This is a genomic window from Salirhabdus salicampi (assembly GCF_024259515.1).
Taxonomy (GTDB): domain Bacteria; phylum Bacillota; class Bacilli; order Bacillales; family Alkalibacillaceae; genus Salirhabdus_A; species Salirhabdus_A salicampi.
In genome coordinates this window covers 639,195-653,301 of record NZ_JANBWE010000001.1, presented here as the reverse complement: position 1 = coordinate 653,301, position 14,107 = coordinate 639,195, and the positions used below count along the sequence as shown (strand labels likewise).

At 37.7% G+C, this 14,107-nt stretch carries 18 protein-coding genes; 11 read left to right on the top strand and 7 right to left on the bottom strand.

What is annotated here, in order from left to right; translation table 11 throughout:
- Positions 1 to 29 precede the first annotated feature (29 nt).
- The 3 genes from NLW78_RS03420 to NLW78_RS03410 are packed head-to-tail and all read right to left on the bottom strand — an operon-like array spanning position 30 to position 2,049.
- Positions 30 to 377 (bottom strand): DUF4260 domain-containing protein, encoded by a 348-nt coding sequence (locus NLW78_RS03420; RefSeq protein WP_254495586.1) that lies wholly within the window; start codon positions 375 to 377, stop codon positions 30 to 32.
- Between the two features lie 34 nt (positions 378 to 411).
- Complete coding sequence (locus NLW78_RS03415) at positions 412 to 1,233, bottom strand: DUF4037 domain-containing protein (RefSeq protein ID WP_254495585.1); 822 nt, start codon at positions 1,231 to 1,233, stop codon at positions 412 to 414.
- Positions 1,234 to 1,260: 27 nt separating this feature from the next.
- Positions 1,261 to 2,049, bottom strand: a complete 789-nt coding sequence (locus tag NLW78_RS03410; protein ID WP_254495584.1) for a GNAT family N-acetyltransferase — start codon at positions 2,047 to 2,049, stop codon at positions 1,261 to 1,263.
- A gap of 190 nt (positions 2,050 to 2,239) precedes the next feature.
- Between NLW78_RS03410 and NLW78_RS03405 the strand changes: the two genes are divergently transcribed.
- A complete protein-coding gene (locus NLW78_RS03405; protein ID WP_254495583.1) occupies positions 2,240 to 2,854 on the top strand; it encodes a YitT family protein in 615 nt (204 codons plus the stop codon).
- 1 nt (position 2,855) lies between these two features.
- Here the strand turns inward: NLW78_RS03405 and NLW78_RS03400 are convergent, their stop codons facing one another.
- Both NLW78_RS03400 and NLW78_RS03395 read right to left on the bottom strand, forming a co-directional pair.
- Positions 2,856 to 4,073 carry an MFS transporter gene (locus tag NLW78_RS03400; protein ID WP_254496084.1) on the bottom strand — a complete coding sequence of 406 codons (1,218 nt, stop codon included), beginning with the start codon at positions 4,071 to 4,073 and terminating at the stop codon, positions 2,856 to 2,858.
- 42 nt (positions 4,074 to 4,115) lie between these two features.
- Entirely contained in the window at positions 4,116 to 4,616 is a 501-nt protein-coding gene (locus NLW78_RS03395; protein WP_254495582.1) for a DUF3231 family protein, read from the bottom strand.
- A gap of 163 nt (positions 4,617 to 4,779) precedes the next feature.
- Between NLW78_RS03395 and NLW78_RS03390 the strand changes: the two genes are divergently transcribed.
- The 7 genes from NLW78_RS03390 (at position 4,780) to NLW78_RS03365 (ending at position 9,106) form a co-directional block, all read left to right on the top strand.
- Positions 4,780 to 5,739 carry a sulfonate ABC transporter substrate-binding protein gene (locus NLW78_RS03390; protein WP_254495581.1) on the top strand — a complete coding sequence of 320 codons (960 nt, stop codon included), beginning with the start codon at positions 4,780 to 4,782 and terminating at the stop codon, positions 5,737 to 5,739.
- 24 nt (positions 5,740 to 5,763) lie between these two features.
- A complete protein-coding gene (locus tag NLW78_RS03385) occupies positions 5,764 to 6,528 on the top strand; it encodes an ABC transporter permease subunit (protein WP_254495580.1) in 765 nt (254 codons plus the stop codon).
- 14 nt (positions 6,529 to 6,542) lie between these two features.
- A complete protein-coding gene (locus NLW78_RS03380; RefSeq protein WP_437181941.1) occupies positions 6,543 to 7,328 on the top strand; it encodes an ATP-binding cassette domain-containing protein in 786 nt (261 codons plus the stop codon).
- A gap of 102 nt (positions 7,329 to 7,430) precedes the next feature.
- Positions 7,431 to 7,559: a hypothetical protein gene (locus tag NLW78_RS15535; RefSeq protein WP_302328407.1), complete on the top strand. Its 129-nt coding sequence runs from the start codon at positions 7,431 to 7,433 to the stop codon at positions 7,557 to 7,559.
- A gap of 83 nt (positions 7,560 to 7,642) precedes the next feature.
- Positions 7,643 to 8,098: a peptidase M56 gene (locus NLW78_RS03375; RefSeq protein WP_254495578.1), complete on the top strand. Its 456-nt coding sequence runs from the start codon at positions 7,643 to 7,645 to the stop codon at positions 8,096 to 8,098.
- Between the two features lie 200 nt (positions 8,099 to 8,298).
- A complete protein-coding gene (locus tag NLW78_RS03370; protein WP_254495577.1) occupies positions 8,299 to 8,595 on the top strand; it encodes a hypothetical protein in 297 nt (98 codons plus the stop codon).
- A gap of 178 nt (positions 8,596 to 8,773) precedes the next feature.
- Positions 8,774 to 9,106: a hypothetical protein gene (locus NLW78_RS03365; protein ID WP_254496083.1), complete on the top strand. Its 333-nt coding sequence runs from the start codon at positions 8,774 to 8,776 to the stop codon at positions 9,104 to 9,106.
- Positions 9,107 to 9,174: 68 nt separating this feature from the next.
- Here the strand turns inward: NLW78_RS03365 and NLW78_RS03360 are convergent, their stop codons facing one another.
- The gene (locus NLW78_RS03360; protein ID WP_254495576.1) at positions 9,175 to 10,068 is read right to left on the bottom strand and encodes a fumarylacetoacetate hydrolase family protein; all 894 of its coding nucleotides are present in this window, start codon (positions 10,066 to 10,068) and stop codon (positions 9,175 to 9,177) included.
- 20 nt (positions 10,069 to 10,088) lie between these two features.
- Positions 10,089 to 10,568 (bottom strand): DinB family protein, encoded by a 480-nt coding sequence (locus NLW78_RS03355; protein WP_254495575.1) that lies wholly within the window; start codon positions 10,566 to 10,568, stop codon positions 10,089 to 10,091.
- Between the two features lie 312 nt (positions 10,569 to 10,880).
- Here NLW78_RS03355 and NLW78_RS03350 point away from each other — a divergent pair, with 312 nt between their 5' ends.
- From NLW78_RS03350 to NLW78_RS03340, 3 genes are all read left to right on the top strand, one after another.
- Positions 10,881 to 11,879, top strand: a complete 999-nt coding sequence (locus NLW78_RS03350) for a DUF3231 family protein (protein ID WP_254495574.1) — start codon at positions 10,881 to 10,883, stop codon at positions 11,877 to 11,879.
- Positions 11,880 to 11,977: 98 nt separating this feature from the next.
- The gene (locus tag NLW78_RS03345; protein WP_254495573.1) at positions 11,978 to 12,853 is read left to right on the top strand and encodes an MBL fold metallo-hydrolase; all 876 of its coding nucleotides are present in this window, start codon (positions 11,978 to 11,980) and stop codon (positions 12,851 to 12,853) included.
- A gap of 179 nt (positions 12,854 to 13,032) precedes the next feature.
- Entirely contained in the window at positions 13,033 to 14,088 is a 1,056-nt protein-coding gene (locus NLW78_RS03340) for a Fe(3+) ABC transporter substrate-binding protein (RefSeq protein ID WP_254495572.1), read from the top strand.
- The last annotated feature ends 19 nt before the right edge of the window (positions 14,089 to 14,107 follow it).

Below are 14,107 nucleotides of genomic sequence, written 5' to 3'. Positions count from 1 at the left end.
TCAGTCACTCCCTCTCATGGAACATAACACTAGACCCGATTCAAATGGGTTTCCTTAAAACTGGTTGGGTACTTTAAACCGTATCCAATCATTCGATCCATACCGATGTGGGCTGACCATATTAATCCTATCATTACTAAAGTTTCCATTGTTGAAAAGACTCCCATTAAAATGAAAATAGTAGGAACGGTGTAAGTATGAAATATATTGTATGTAAGAGCACCAAACTTTTTACTAATTCCGTATCCTACCATAGACACATCTGGAATAAAAAACAACACAATAAATAAAAGCCAACTAAAGTTTAACGAGGCGTAAAAATATACACTTACCAATAACACAGCTAACCCTTCCATATGTAATAAGGCTTTATTCAAACGATTCCCCTCCTGCTTTCTCTTGGCAACCTGGCTATTTTGCATAATAAATGAGTTGTTTATGCTCTTCTAGAGGAAGATGAGGCATATGACGTTCAACCAATAAAAGGACTTCTTTGATAAGTGTCTCTAATTCTCTTAATCCGTTAGTAGGGGTATCGAGCAAAACATTTTCCATCTGTTCTACTAGTCTCTTAGGTTTTATATTCATTTGGTCAATCGTATTTTGCATCCATTTAAACTGTGGATGTTGAATATACATATGATTCAAACCAAATAATATGCCAAACAATTTCCGTTGTATAGTATTTATAACATCATAAAGCATAACCCAGTCCTTTCGTTGAAGAAGTCCGTTCCGATTATTCCACTGATTCCCAAAATCTAAATTAGCAATAATCATTTTTTCATATAACTGAACCGGGTATGAGTCTACTTTTTCTCTCATTGCTTTTATTTTATTCTCTCCAAATAAACCAATTCCTGTTTTGACTGCTGTGACAATACATTGTTTTCCATAATCCGTATCATATCGTTCTACAACATCCCGTATAACATTCTCCACTGTGGATGTTAAAAAACTACTAACCTCTATTTTCATACCATTGGTAATATAGCTTTCTGACCATTCCTCTTCTTCGTAGGGATGATAGGATAAAAGGTTTCCTTCTACTTTTTCTATCGGTTGTTTTCGATCTTCATCTGTAATTCGTTCTGCCCAAAAAAGGTTGAGTTCAATATCAGAGTACTTGTCATGCCATCCCCTTGATACAGATCCTGCTAACATAACCGCATCTATCTTCGAATTCTTCGAATATATCCCTGCAATTTCCAAAGCTTTTTGTTTTAAATTCACGACACCACCACTTTATCTACAATATTGTTAATATTCATTCATCACCCATTTACCTATATCAACAAATCCTAATCTTTTATATATTTTTCCAGCTTCTGGGTTGTCATAAAATAAGCAAAGTTGTTTTCCTTCCTGTAACAATTCATTGCACAACCTTATCATACAAGCACTTGCATATCCTTTTCGCTTATATCCCGGAAGTGTACAAACCCCTATTACCATTGCAGACATACTATTTTCCGCTGTTGTCATGGCAGATGAAACCATCTCACCATCTTCCTCTACATAAAAAACACGGGAGAACCCATCCTTCATATTTCGGGTCATACTTTCTTGACGGCCTTCTCTCGTTTCAAATTCAGGGATTTGATCGTGTAATTCAAGAATACGCGGGATATCGACAATACTACCTTTTCTCACTTGCACATATTGCTTTTCAACCTCTTGGAGTTGTTCACATTTGGCATAAAAAAATTCACGGGATTTTCCTGGTTGCATTTGTACATGTGGCATGATTTGATTCACGACCGATGAAATACCGGAGATGATTTTCTTTTGCTGTGGATGTTGTTCAATCGTTTGCGCAATGCCTTTTGTATCAAACTGCCCTTGTGCATAGACAATAAAGTTTTGACGGTAACGAAGCAATATCGCCCTCATCTTCCCATTGGCGTCAAAGTCTCCCCACACCTCTTGGAAGTCTTCATCAAAGCCGAATGCCTCTAAATCTCCTATAATAAATAAATTTTCTGCTGGTTCATCACTTATGAATGAAACACAATTATCTCGATCAGTTTCATTTAACTTCCTAATCATGCCCCTCTCCCCTTCACTCATAGAAATTGTATATAATAGTACCAAACTTTACTAAAAAGACAATAGGAAGTAAACAATTTTTTCCACTACTCAGCACGAGAACGACGGAATAAACATACATATCCCAATTGTACAAGCATACATTTTATTGATAGTTATATCCTTTAAACTAAATGTAGGGACGTTTGCTATGAAATATATATTCGGGAAAGGTCAGCAAGTTATAGCAGGGGGTATCATTCAAGGGTTTGGTATGGGTGTGTTCCTATTCCCTAATGACATTCCTTCAGGAGGAGCAGGGGGATTAGCTGTCCTAATTAACCACTTATTTCATGTTCATATAGGAATTGCATTGTGGATAGTAAATTTTTCTCTCCTCCTCTTAGGCCTAAAATATCTAGGTGGAAAAAGTGTTTTCGGTACGTTAATTGCAATTACCGTTACATCGATATTCATATTTGTATCACAGAACATTTTTTCAATCAGCTATCGATTGGTTTGGGTTGATTTAATTATCGGTTCTATTTTCTTAGGATTAGGAATTGGATTATTGTTACGGAATAACGTTTCAAATGGTGGAATTGGGGTTGTTGCACTTATCATTTCAATAAAAAAAAACGTCCTGCCTGGACGTCCTCTGTTTTGGATCAACTGTAGCATTTTTATTTTAACGGCGTATGTGATCGATTGGGATATCCTAATTTACGCCTTTATTAGCCAATGGATATCAACAAAAATGGTGGACCTCGTTTGCGGTTATGATTACATAACAACATACACATTAAGCTGGGAGCGAAAGTCATAACTTATATATAGTTATAACGGAACGCTCCCTTTTCTTCGTTTTTACCACCTGTATTTTTCACATGAATAAGCATCCAAGCAAGTAAACCAACTAAAAGGGTAAATGCGGCTAATGATAAAAACATTCCTGTTCTTGACCAATCCATTAACCGGGTGAAAATCGGCGGACCAATTGCTACACCTAAAAATCGTACCGAACCATACAAAGATGTAACAAACCCTCTTCGTTCTTTTCCAACAGACCCTGTAATTAGACTATTGATACAAGGTAGCACGAGTCCTGTACCAATACTACTTATAGCGAGTACAAACAAAAACGGAACAATCGATTTAAAAAATACAAGTAAACTATATGATAATGTCATCATCAAAAAGCCAAGGACAATTAATTTCTTCATTGTCGCTTGATTTTTTCCGATTTTGCTTCCAGTGATATATGATGATGTCCCCATGACTAGTAACGGAATGGCTAAAATTAATCCTTTTACAACCCCATCAATATTGTATTCTTTCTCCAAAATATCAGATAAGTAAAATAAAATGCCAAACAATGTAAACAAACATGTCGCTCCTGCTAAGTACGTAACGAACAACCACCGGCCTTCAAATTTAAACACACTTACAAGGCCACGGACATATTTCCCAAAAGGCGTTGGCGCTTTATGTTTTTTCCGTTCTTTAATGAACACCCAACTTAAAATAATCGAAATGGAACAAATAGCTGGAAAGGCAAAAAAGACACTATACCAAACAATAAGTCCTAACAGTGAACCAAGTATCGGTGACAGAACTTTCCCAAAACCATTCGATGCTTCTACAAGACCAAGAACCCGACTTCTTTCTCCTCCCTTAAACAAATCACCGGTAAGTGCCATCGCCACTGGTGCAGTACCTGCTGCACCAATCCCTTGCAGGATGCGCCCTATAATTATCCATAAATAACTATTAGAAAAGACGGTAGCTCCGAAACCAGCTAATAATCCTCCTAATCCATAGAGGATTAGAGCAGGAACTATAATGACTTTACGGGAAAAACGGTCAGATAAGTAACCTAAAATCGGTATAAATATCGCCGCTGCAATAGAAAAGACAGTAATGGTTAAACTTACTTGCATCTGGGATATGTCTAAATCTTTTTTCATTTGCGGCAATATAGGTATGAGCATCGAATTACCTAATGTCATAATGAATGGTATGGATCCTATAGCGGCAATAACCATCCCTTTATTTCGTTGTGACACAGTCTGCACTTCCTTTTCATATTACTTAATATTTAATGGTGGTGGTACAAGCCATCCTTTTTCTTTTACAATTTTCATCAGCTTTGTTTCATATTCTGATTTTAACGTATGAAACTCTCCATACATTTCTGCAACATCCTCCCGAACAGAAATCCCCATAATAAAGCTGCACATCACTTTTCCAGACATAATTTCCTTCTGTACGAGCATCGCAATTTCTGGGTCATTAAACCTAGCTCCTGCTGGAATATCTTCTAAATGTACATCTGGTCTCCCTGGAGGTGCTGGTGGCAATCGAATCCCATTTGCTTTCAAGATTGCTTCTATATCTTCTTCCTCTGGTTTGACACAGTTTTCTCGAAAATCTTCAAGGAATATTTTCAAGTCGTGATCTCCTGTATGATTCATTAAAATTTGCGATGTAACTAAATAACTTTTTGTTGCAAATAAGTGCGACCATAAGTGATATATTTCACCGGAATGTAACGGTTCATCTTGAGGGTTACCGCTTAAAATGCCCAAAAAAACCACCCTTTCTTCTTTTTTTCACAGTCTTGTTATAGTTTTGCTTCCACTTGAAAATTTATGCCCATCACATTTTTATAAAGGACAGGAACCTATATAAATTCCAAACATAGGCTAAAAACAGTTAAGATTTCATTTTTATCACAGGGAGTGGAAACAATTGAAAAAACTACTTAGCCTACGGGTTATGGTTCTCTTATTTTTTGTGGCCGGGACATTACTCGTCGGCTGTAACCAAAGTGGTAAAACAGAAGGAGATAAAGATAATGTCGTAGTTATTGGCTATCAAAAAAATTGTCCCCTTGTCATTTTAAAGTCACTAGGGACACTTGAGGAACGGTTAGAAGAAATCGGTTATACAGTCGAATGGAAATTATTCCAAGCAGGTCCTGCCCTTTTAGAAGCATTAAACGCAGGTAGTATTGATTTTGGACGAACAGGAAATACACCTCCAATTTTTGCGCAAGCATCTAATGCACCGATTGCCTACGTATCTGCTGGAAAACCAAAATTTAAAGGTAGCGCCATACTAGTTCCGGAAGATTCTCCGGTTGAATCTCTGGAAGATTTAAAAGGAAAAACCGTAGCGTTTGCGAAAGGATCCAGTTCACATTACTTTACAGTAAAAGCACTGGAAAGTGCAGGACTATCCTATGATGATATAACACCTGCATTTTTACCACCTGGTGATGGACGGATTGCTTTTGAAACGGGAAGTGTTGACGCTTGGACAGTATGGGATCCATACACAGCTTCGGCTCAGATTGACGCAGACGGTCGAGCACTCGTAGACGGAGAAAGATATACAACAGACCGTGATTTCTTTATTGCGACATCAACATTTGCTAGTGAACATAAGGAAGCGTTAGATGTTCTATTAAATGAAATCCAACGTTCATCTGATTGGGCAAATGAAAATCATGACGAGTTAATTCCGATGTTAGCAGAGGAATTAGGGATATCAGAAGAGGCAGTAGAAATGGCCGTTACCCGTCGTGTGTATGGTTTGGATCCATTAACAAAAGACATTATTGACGAACAACAAAGTATCGCTGACTTGTTTTACGAATTAGGTATTATCCCGAAAAAGCTCAACGTTCGGGATGTTATCCCAGATTAAGGACCTAATGAAAGGGGTGGTATGTTGAAACGAACGAAGAAAACTTTTGTATCGCAAATTATTCCTTGGGCAATCCCCCTTTTCCTACTTGTATTATGGCAATTGCTAGCCCAGATGGGGTTAATCCCTGGTACAATATTGCCTGCTCCAACAGAGGTATTCCTAGCAGGAGTTGAGTTATCCAAAACCGGTGAGCTAATGGAGCACATATCTATAAGCTTATGGCGTGCTTTAGCAGGCTTTCTTATTGGGGGAATCGTTGGATTCGTACTTGGACTCTTTAACGGGATTTTTCGAAGTTCTGAACTCCTATTTGACACATCCGTACAAATGTTACGGAACATCCCCCACCTTGCGCTAATACCATTAGTCATTATGTGGTTTGGAATTGGAGAAACTTCAAAAATATTCCTGGTCGCACTAGGGGTATTATTCCCTGTCTACATTAACACATATCACGGTATTAAATCCGTAGACAAAGGGTTGATTGAAATGGGAAGAGCGTATGGACTAAAAGGGCCTTCCCTGTTCTTTAACATTATTTTTCCCGGGGCCCTTTCCTCTATATTAGTTGGGGTTCGTTTCTCGCTGGGTGTAATGTGGTTGACTTTGATTGTAGCAGAAACAATATCTGCACATTCAGGTATTGGCTTTATGGCCATGAACGCACGAGAATTTATGCAAATGGACGTTATCGTCCTAAGTATCGTCATTTACGCTTTATTCGGAAAGCTTTCTGACATGATTGCCCGTTTCTTTGAAGACCGTTGGCTTCAGTGGAAATCTTAAGTGAAAGGGGATTGATGGTGGAAAACAATAATCAAACTGACGTGCATGTTCAAATTGATAAATTGAAAAAGTCATACGGTGATCTAAATGTATTAAAAGGGATTGACTTAAATATTGCGAAGGGTGAATTCATTGCGATTGTTGGTAAAAGTGGTTGTGGAAAAAGTACACTTCTTCGGCTCATTGCCGGACTCGAGTCTTACAATGAAGGCGGACTTTACATTAACGGAAAGAAGTTAACTTCCTTAAACAAAGAAGCGAGATTAATGTACCAAGACGGACGCCTACTCCCGTGGAAAAAGGTCATTGACAATATAGGGCTAGGGTTAAAGGGAGATTGGTATCCAAAAGCATTAGATGCGTTAAGGAGTGTAGGACTAGAGGATCGAAAAAATGATTGGCCATCTCACTTATCTGGAGGACAAAAGCAACGAGTCGCTTTAGCAAGGGCCCTCGTGTATCAACCTGGATTATTATTACTTGATGAACCGCTCGGTGCATTAGATGCATTAACTCGTATCGAAATGCAGGAATTAATTGAATCAATTTGGCAGCAGAAACAAATTACATCAATTCTCGTAACCCATGATGTCGAAGAAGCGGTAGCATTAGCAGACCGAGTCATTCTCATTGATCAAGGTAACATTACATTAGATGTCAAAATTGATTTACCTCGTCCTCGAAAGCGAACACAACTTACATTTTCAGAATACGTTGATCAAATTTTAACAACAATCCTTGGCAGGAAACGAGAAGGTGATGAAGAGGATAGTAATGATTTACGCTTAATTGTGAAGTAAATGCAAAGTGCTGTAGCTTTTATTACCTACAGCACTTTTTTTTGATAAATTCATTGTTTCGTGATACTTTGAAAGTACTAAAATACTGGAGGTATTTAAAACATGATTGTTCTAATCATTGTATTTGTCATCGTTCTTTACTATGGCCTAAAGCGTTATAATAATCGAATTGATCGCATTGAAGAAGAGGTTCAACAACTGAAGGAAACGCTATCAAATTTACATAAGTAAAAATGTTGGTCAAAGTGTAGCAGGATAACCTACCTATTCATACTTTACTATCAAATAAGTATGTTGGAGGTGGTTTCTGTTTTATGATGACTACAGGAGAAAGAATAATACCTTATTTCCCGATTAGGCCACAAAAATTGTATTATAACCCAACCTACCGTGTAAGTTTACGATATCCAGCACACTGGGCTAAAATTCAAGGTTATGATGAACGGTACGGTGCTCATGATGGATACTTTCAAGTTGGTTTAATTGCTAGTCACAACGCTTCCATTGACGAGGTTGTTCGCCAAGAAGCTTTCCATTCATTAAACCCTTACGGTACGAGACCGTCAATCATTCCTTGGCGAATACAAGGGCAAAACGCCCGTTTCATATTCCCTTCTTTTGACCAGCCGACGGATATGATGTTCCAATCAGCCCTTATCGTGCAATTAAGACGGCCTGTTCAAACTTCTACAGGCATGTATGATTATTTCATTTTATGGGCAGACAAATACCATCTTTTATTTATTAGTCAGACAACTCGATTTTTCTAAAATATTGACCTTTAACGGGTCTTTTTTATTGAATAAAAACACATCGTATATAATGGGGAGGATTAGAAGGATACCTTATTATTTCAGGTTGTTTATTTATGAAGGTTGAATAGACCATCATTGTTTTGTATAACTTCCTATCATAATGCTTACCCTACAGGTGATATGTAAAGACATATTACATAAAGGAGTGGATTATAGTGAAAGAACTGCTTCAACAAGTAAAGGAAGAACTTGAACGTGCATTTGATGAACCAAATTCCTACAACCTTGACCGTAGTCTTCAGCTTTTACAAGACGCGAAAAATCAATATGGTGATAAAGGGACAATGATTAATGATATGATTCGCTCATTAACACAAGCAAAACACGCCCAAGGCCAGCTAAATGATGTTGATGATGAAAACATATCTCCATCTGCTGCATTCGGACAAGCTTACAATGCCATTGAACAAGCTATCGAGTCATACAACGATCCAAACAACGACCCTTTTTAAAAAACCTTGGTGTAACCAAGGTTTTTTTATACATTCTTTATGTTTTGGTTTATTAGGTAATTTTTTAAGTACTCAAATATTTGAATGTTCTATTACAGATTGTCTCAAAATAAAATCGGGATTCACGTTCAACACGAACGGAACCCACTTAAAAAGCGGGGAGGAATGTAACGTGCAGATGAATTCCATCCAACAGATTAACGAATGTCGTCAAATTATCCAACAATTAATGAATCAAACGCAACAAAGTAATCAACAATATCGTCAAATGTTGCAACGAGAAAATCAAAATGCTCAAGTACTCCAGCAAATGCTTAATACTGAACGCCAAGCTGCACAAACAATTGAGCATTCTTTAAGAGAGCATGAACGTGCAATCCAACAATGTCAACAAGCGTTAAATATTTGTAACCAACTTCAACATGAAATTACATCACAACAAACATTTAACAACCAAAACATTCACGGAACACATCAAACGTTTACGAGTCATACTCCTTTCCAACAATAAACAAGGAACTCCCTGCAACAATATACGAGCTTGGGTTATCCCCAAGCTCGTTTAAAACCCTATATTTATTAGGATTTTTCGACTATGAAACGGTTAGTTAACCTTCCTAATTTTTCAATTTCTACACTTACTTCATCACCATCTTGAAGAAAGACTTGCTCCTCTTCAGGATATCCTAACACAACCCCTTCTGGCGTACCTGTTAAAATGAGATCCCCTGGTTCTAAACTCATATAATGTGACACATATGAAATGATTTCTTTACAATCAAAAATCATATCAGATGTATTAGAATGTTGCCGTACCTCCCCATTTACAACTGACTTTATCTCAAGATCGTTTGGATTTGGGACCTCATCCTTCGTCACAAGATAAGGACCAACAGGACAAAACTTATCATATGTTTTCCCCAGTAACCATTGCGGTGTTCTCATTTGTAAATCACGTGCCGATAAATCATTCACCGTACAATAACCAAACACATAATTGAGAGCATTTTCCTTTGAAACATTTTTTGCTTTTTTGCCAATCACAATTCCTAATTCCGCTTCATAGTCAAGTCTTTCTGTCACGGCTGGAATTTCTATATTTTCCCGGTGAGATGTAATCGCATTATGAAACTTATTAAATAAAATCGGTACTTCGGGATAAGCAGCACGAAGTTCATCAGCGTGTCTACGGTAATTCATTCCAACGCAAATAATTTTAGGTGGATGAGGAATTGCTGGTCCCCAATTGATATCATCCCTATGGACGGTATAATTATGATGACCTTCCTCTACTTCTTCATTCAAGAATTCCTTTACCAGCTGAAGGCTTTTCTCCCCTCCGCCAATTAGTCGTTCCACCGTACCAGGTAATTTTTCACTTGCCATGGAAGCTGATGTTATATCCAATATGACTTCCCCAACCTTCACTCCTAAGTGTAGCGTTTCGTTTCGGAAAAATGTTATAAATTTCATGATAAGTCCCTTCCTTTTTGTTATTTCTGCTTGTACTTATTTAACTTATGGTAATTTACGATTGTATTCATATGAATTCCTTCATGAAACAAACTAAAGCTTAAAAATTCCGCTACAGTTTCTAAATGTATACCACTTTTTGTAGTGTGAGGACGTGTTACCTCCTCATCTAAACGATAACTAAGTTGTTGTTTCACTCTCTTTGGCTGCTCTTGAAGTAACCCTCTCAACTCGTTTAATGTCGGAACCTCTAATTCCCAATCCTTTGGGGATGTGCCCGGGGAGAAGAGTGATGAATAATCATGAGGAATATGTTGTGATAAACCAATCGGACCAAATGCAAGTTGTTCTTGAACAAGGTAAATGTGTCCTACATTCCAACGTATACTATTCCGGAAACCGTCATGGACTACATCTGCATCCTCTTCGTTAACACGCTCTAAAACTTTTAATGTAATTCCTCTTACATGTTCTAACTGATCAAACAAATAATGATTCATATACACACTCCCTTCATTACAAAATATGAATTATATGTAACTTCTATCCCTGCAACCATAGTCCTTCAAAACATAGAAAAAAGCTGAATAACTCAGCTCTTCTTTTCCTTTATAATTTCATGTTGTAAGTCCTTTTTACCGTTAATCACCAAAACAAAGGTTTAGGTATATATAGAAACATACATATAACCAAGCCAAACATTTCTATTTTCCTGCTGGAGTAAGATGTTATCTTCACCTTCGTTTCTTCATAAAAGAGACAAAAGTGGTTAGAATAATTTTGTATACTAGATTGAAGGTAGGGGTTTCAGCATGGAAACGGAACACAACATTCGTCTTACTTCCGCCGAATTGTCAAGTCTCTGGACAACTTATTTAGCTGATACAATTTCCATTTGTATTTTCGAATATTTCCTAGCGAAAGTTGATGATACGGAAATTAAACCCATTTTAGAACATGCGTTGAAATTATCGAAAGACCATGTGGACATTATCGAAAAGATTTTTACAGAAGAAGGGATACCTATTCCTCGGGGATTTACAGATGAGGACGTAAACCCTAAAGCACCTCGCTTATTTCAGGACACCCTTTTCTTAAATTTTGTTAAACATATGGCAAAAGGCGGGTTAGCAACGTACGGTTATATACTTCCACTCACCGTAAGAAAAGACATTCGAGAATTTTATTCTTCCTGTCTTGCTTCAACCACGGAGTTATATAATGAAGCAACTTCACTATTATTGTCAAAAGGCATTGAGCTAAGACCTCCTTATATCCCATACCATAAAGAGGTTGACTTTGTAGGAAAGCAACGTTTTATGGCTGGTTGGTTCAGTGATAAGCGACCACTAACAGGACAAGAAATCATGAACCTTTTTGCAAATTTTCAAACGAACTCGATTGGAACCGCGATTATAACAGGCTACACACAAGTAGCAAGGTCAAAAAAACTTCGTGAATTTTTCCACCGTGGGAAAGAACTCGCAAAAAAACAAATGGAAATTTTCGAGCAGTATTTAAGTCAAAATGACCTACCTGTACCGATGACTTGGGATCATATGGTGAGCCAAGAAACAGAACCTCCGTTTTCAGATAAATTAATGCTCTATCATGTTGGCGTTATGAATACTTCAGGCATTGGAAACTATGGTACCTCTATTTCGATGAGCCAACGTAGAGATATTACGGTAGCATATACCCGCTTAATGGGGGAAATTGGTCTGTTTGCAGAAGATGGACTTCAACTTTTAATTGAAAACAAATGGTTGGAAAGACCCCCACAAACAATTGACCGGGACAAGTTAATCTAAATAAATTCGAGGAATTACAAAATTGTAGCTCCTCTTTTCATAACTCAATTAGATTGAAACATATTGAAACTAACACATATTGACAAGGAGTTTTGACTATGGATGATCAACAAGTGCACTACGGGGATGATTATAAACCTATACCCGCTACCTCAATAAGTGACGGAATTAGTTTAGAAATTGCTCCTCATGTTCATTATCATACAATCCAAATTGTAAACATTTGTTTTGTGAAATTAGATACACCAGGAGATTTTGTATTAATTGATGCGGGAATGCCTGATTCCGCAGAACATATTATTACAGCAACAGAAGAAAAGTTTGGGGAAGGAGCAAAACCTTCCGCAATCATACTGACACATGGACACTTTGACCATGTGGGAGGCATTATTGAACTAATTAAACGGTGGAACGTTCCTGTCTATGCTCATGAAAAAGAACTCCCCTATTTAACTGGGAAAAAACATTATCCAAAGCCTGACGGTACGGTTGAAGGTGGACTTATTGCGAAAATGTCTCCTATGTTCCCGAATGATCCAATTGATTTAGGGGGACACGTTCAAGCACTACCTATCGACGGCACTATCCCTCATATGACAGGATGGCGCTGGATTCATACACCTGGTCATTCACCAGGGCATGTTTCATTCTTCCGTGATTCTGATCAGACGTTAATTGCCGGAGACGCCTTTGTTACAGTCCGGCAAGATTCACTCTACAAAGTATTAGCCCAGGAGATCGAAATCAACGGTCCTCCTCGATATCTTACAACTGATTGGAAAGAAGCTTGGAAATCTGTAAAGACATTAGCTGAATTAAACCCATCCGTAGCCGTTACCGGTCATGGTGGCCCAGTCTCAGGTGAAGAGTTATCAACTGGTTTAGACATTTTAGTCAACGAATTCGACCGTTTAGCAATTCCTGACCACGGTAAGTATGTAAATGATAAAGAACACTATAAAAAAGACCATTAAAGAAGGGACACTTCTCGTTTTAAGCGAGAAGTGTCCCTTCTTATAAAAATGATTCTCTTTCCCTGGACCGGATTGTTTCAAATTAAGCTGAAATTCCCACTTGCCATTGAGAATCGTTTTCAATTATAATGATATTGAAAATCATTATCAATTAAACAACAGACAAGGAGAGAGGAACAATGAAACAAAAACTTGCATCAATCCCACTTTTACTAATGGCTTTAATTGGGGTAATCTTCATCACTGGTTGCGCCAGTAACGAAAGTGGTGCAGAAGAAGACCAAGAGGTTGTAAACTTATATACGAGTCGTCACTATGATATTGACGATGAGCTATTTGAACAGTTTAAAGACGAAACAGGTATAACAGTAAACGTAATTAAAGGGAAATCCGACCAACTGATTGAACGTATCACCCGCGAAGGTGAAGCTACTGAAGCAGATTTGTTTTTCACTGCCGATGCTGGACGACTACATAGAGCAAAAGAAGCAGGCTTACTTCAGTCTATCAATAGTGATCAATTAAGTGAAAATATTCCGGCAAAGTTAACAGATGAAGATAAACAGTGGTTCGGCCTGACAAAGCGTGCCCGTGTTATCGTTTATGCGAAAGACCGTGTAGATCCAACTGAATTGTCAACTTATGAAAATTTAACGGATGAGAAATGGAATGACAAAGTATTAATCCGTTCTTCATCTAACATTTATAATCAATCCTTACTCGCTTCCTTTATTGAATTACATGGTATAGAAGAAGCAAAATTATGGGCTAAAGGTATGGTGAATAACATGGCGAGAGAACCACAAGGTGGAGATCGTGATCAAGCGAAGGCTATTGCAGCTGGCGAAGGTGATGTAGCAGTCATGAACACGTATTATCTTGGGCATATGCTAAACTCCACTGATGGTGAGGAAGTAAATGTAGCAAAAGAATTAGGAATCATCTTCCCTAACCAGGAAACAACCGGTACTCACGTTAACGTCAGTGGTATTGGTGTGACAAAACATGCCAAAAACAAAGAAAATGCAATTAAACTAATCGAGTTTCTATCTACACAATCAGTCCAAGAGCAGTTTGCTAGTGTAAACTATGAGTATCCAGTCAATCCTGATGCTACTGCCGGGGAACTTCTACAATCATGGGGAGACTTTAAGGAACAAGATTTAAACCTTTCCATTCTTGGTGAAAATAACGCAGAGGCTGTTAAAGTCTTTAATGAAGTGAACTGGAAGTAAATTAAAAATGTTGCCGTAT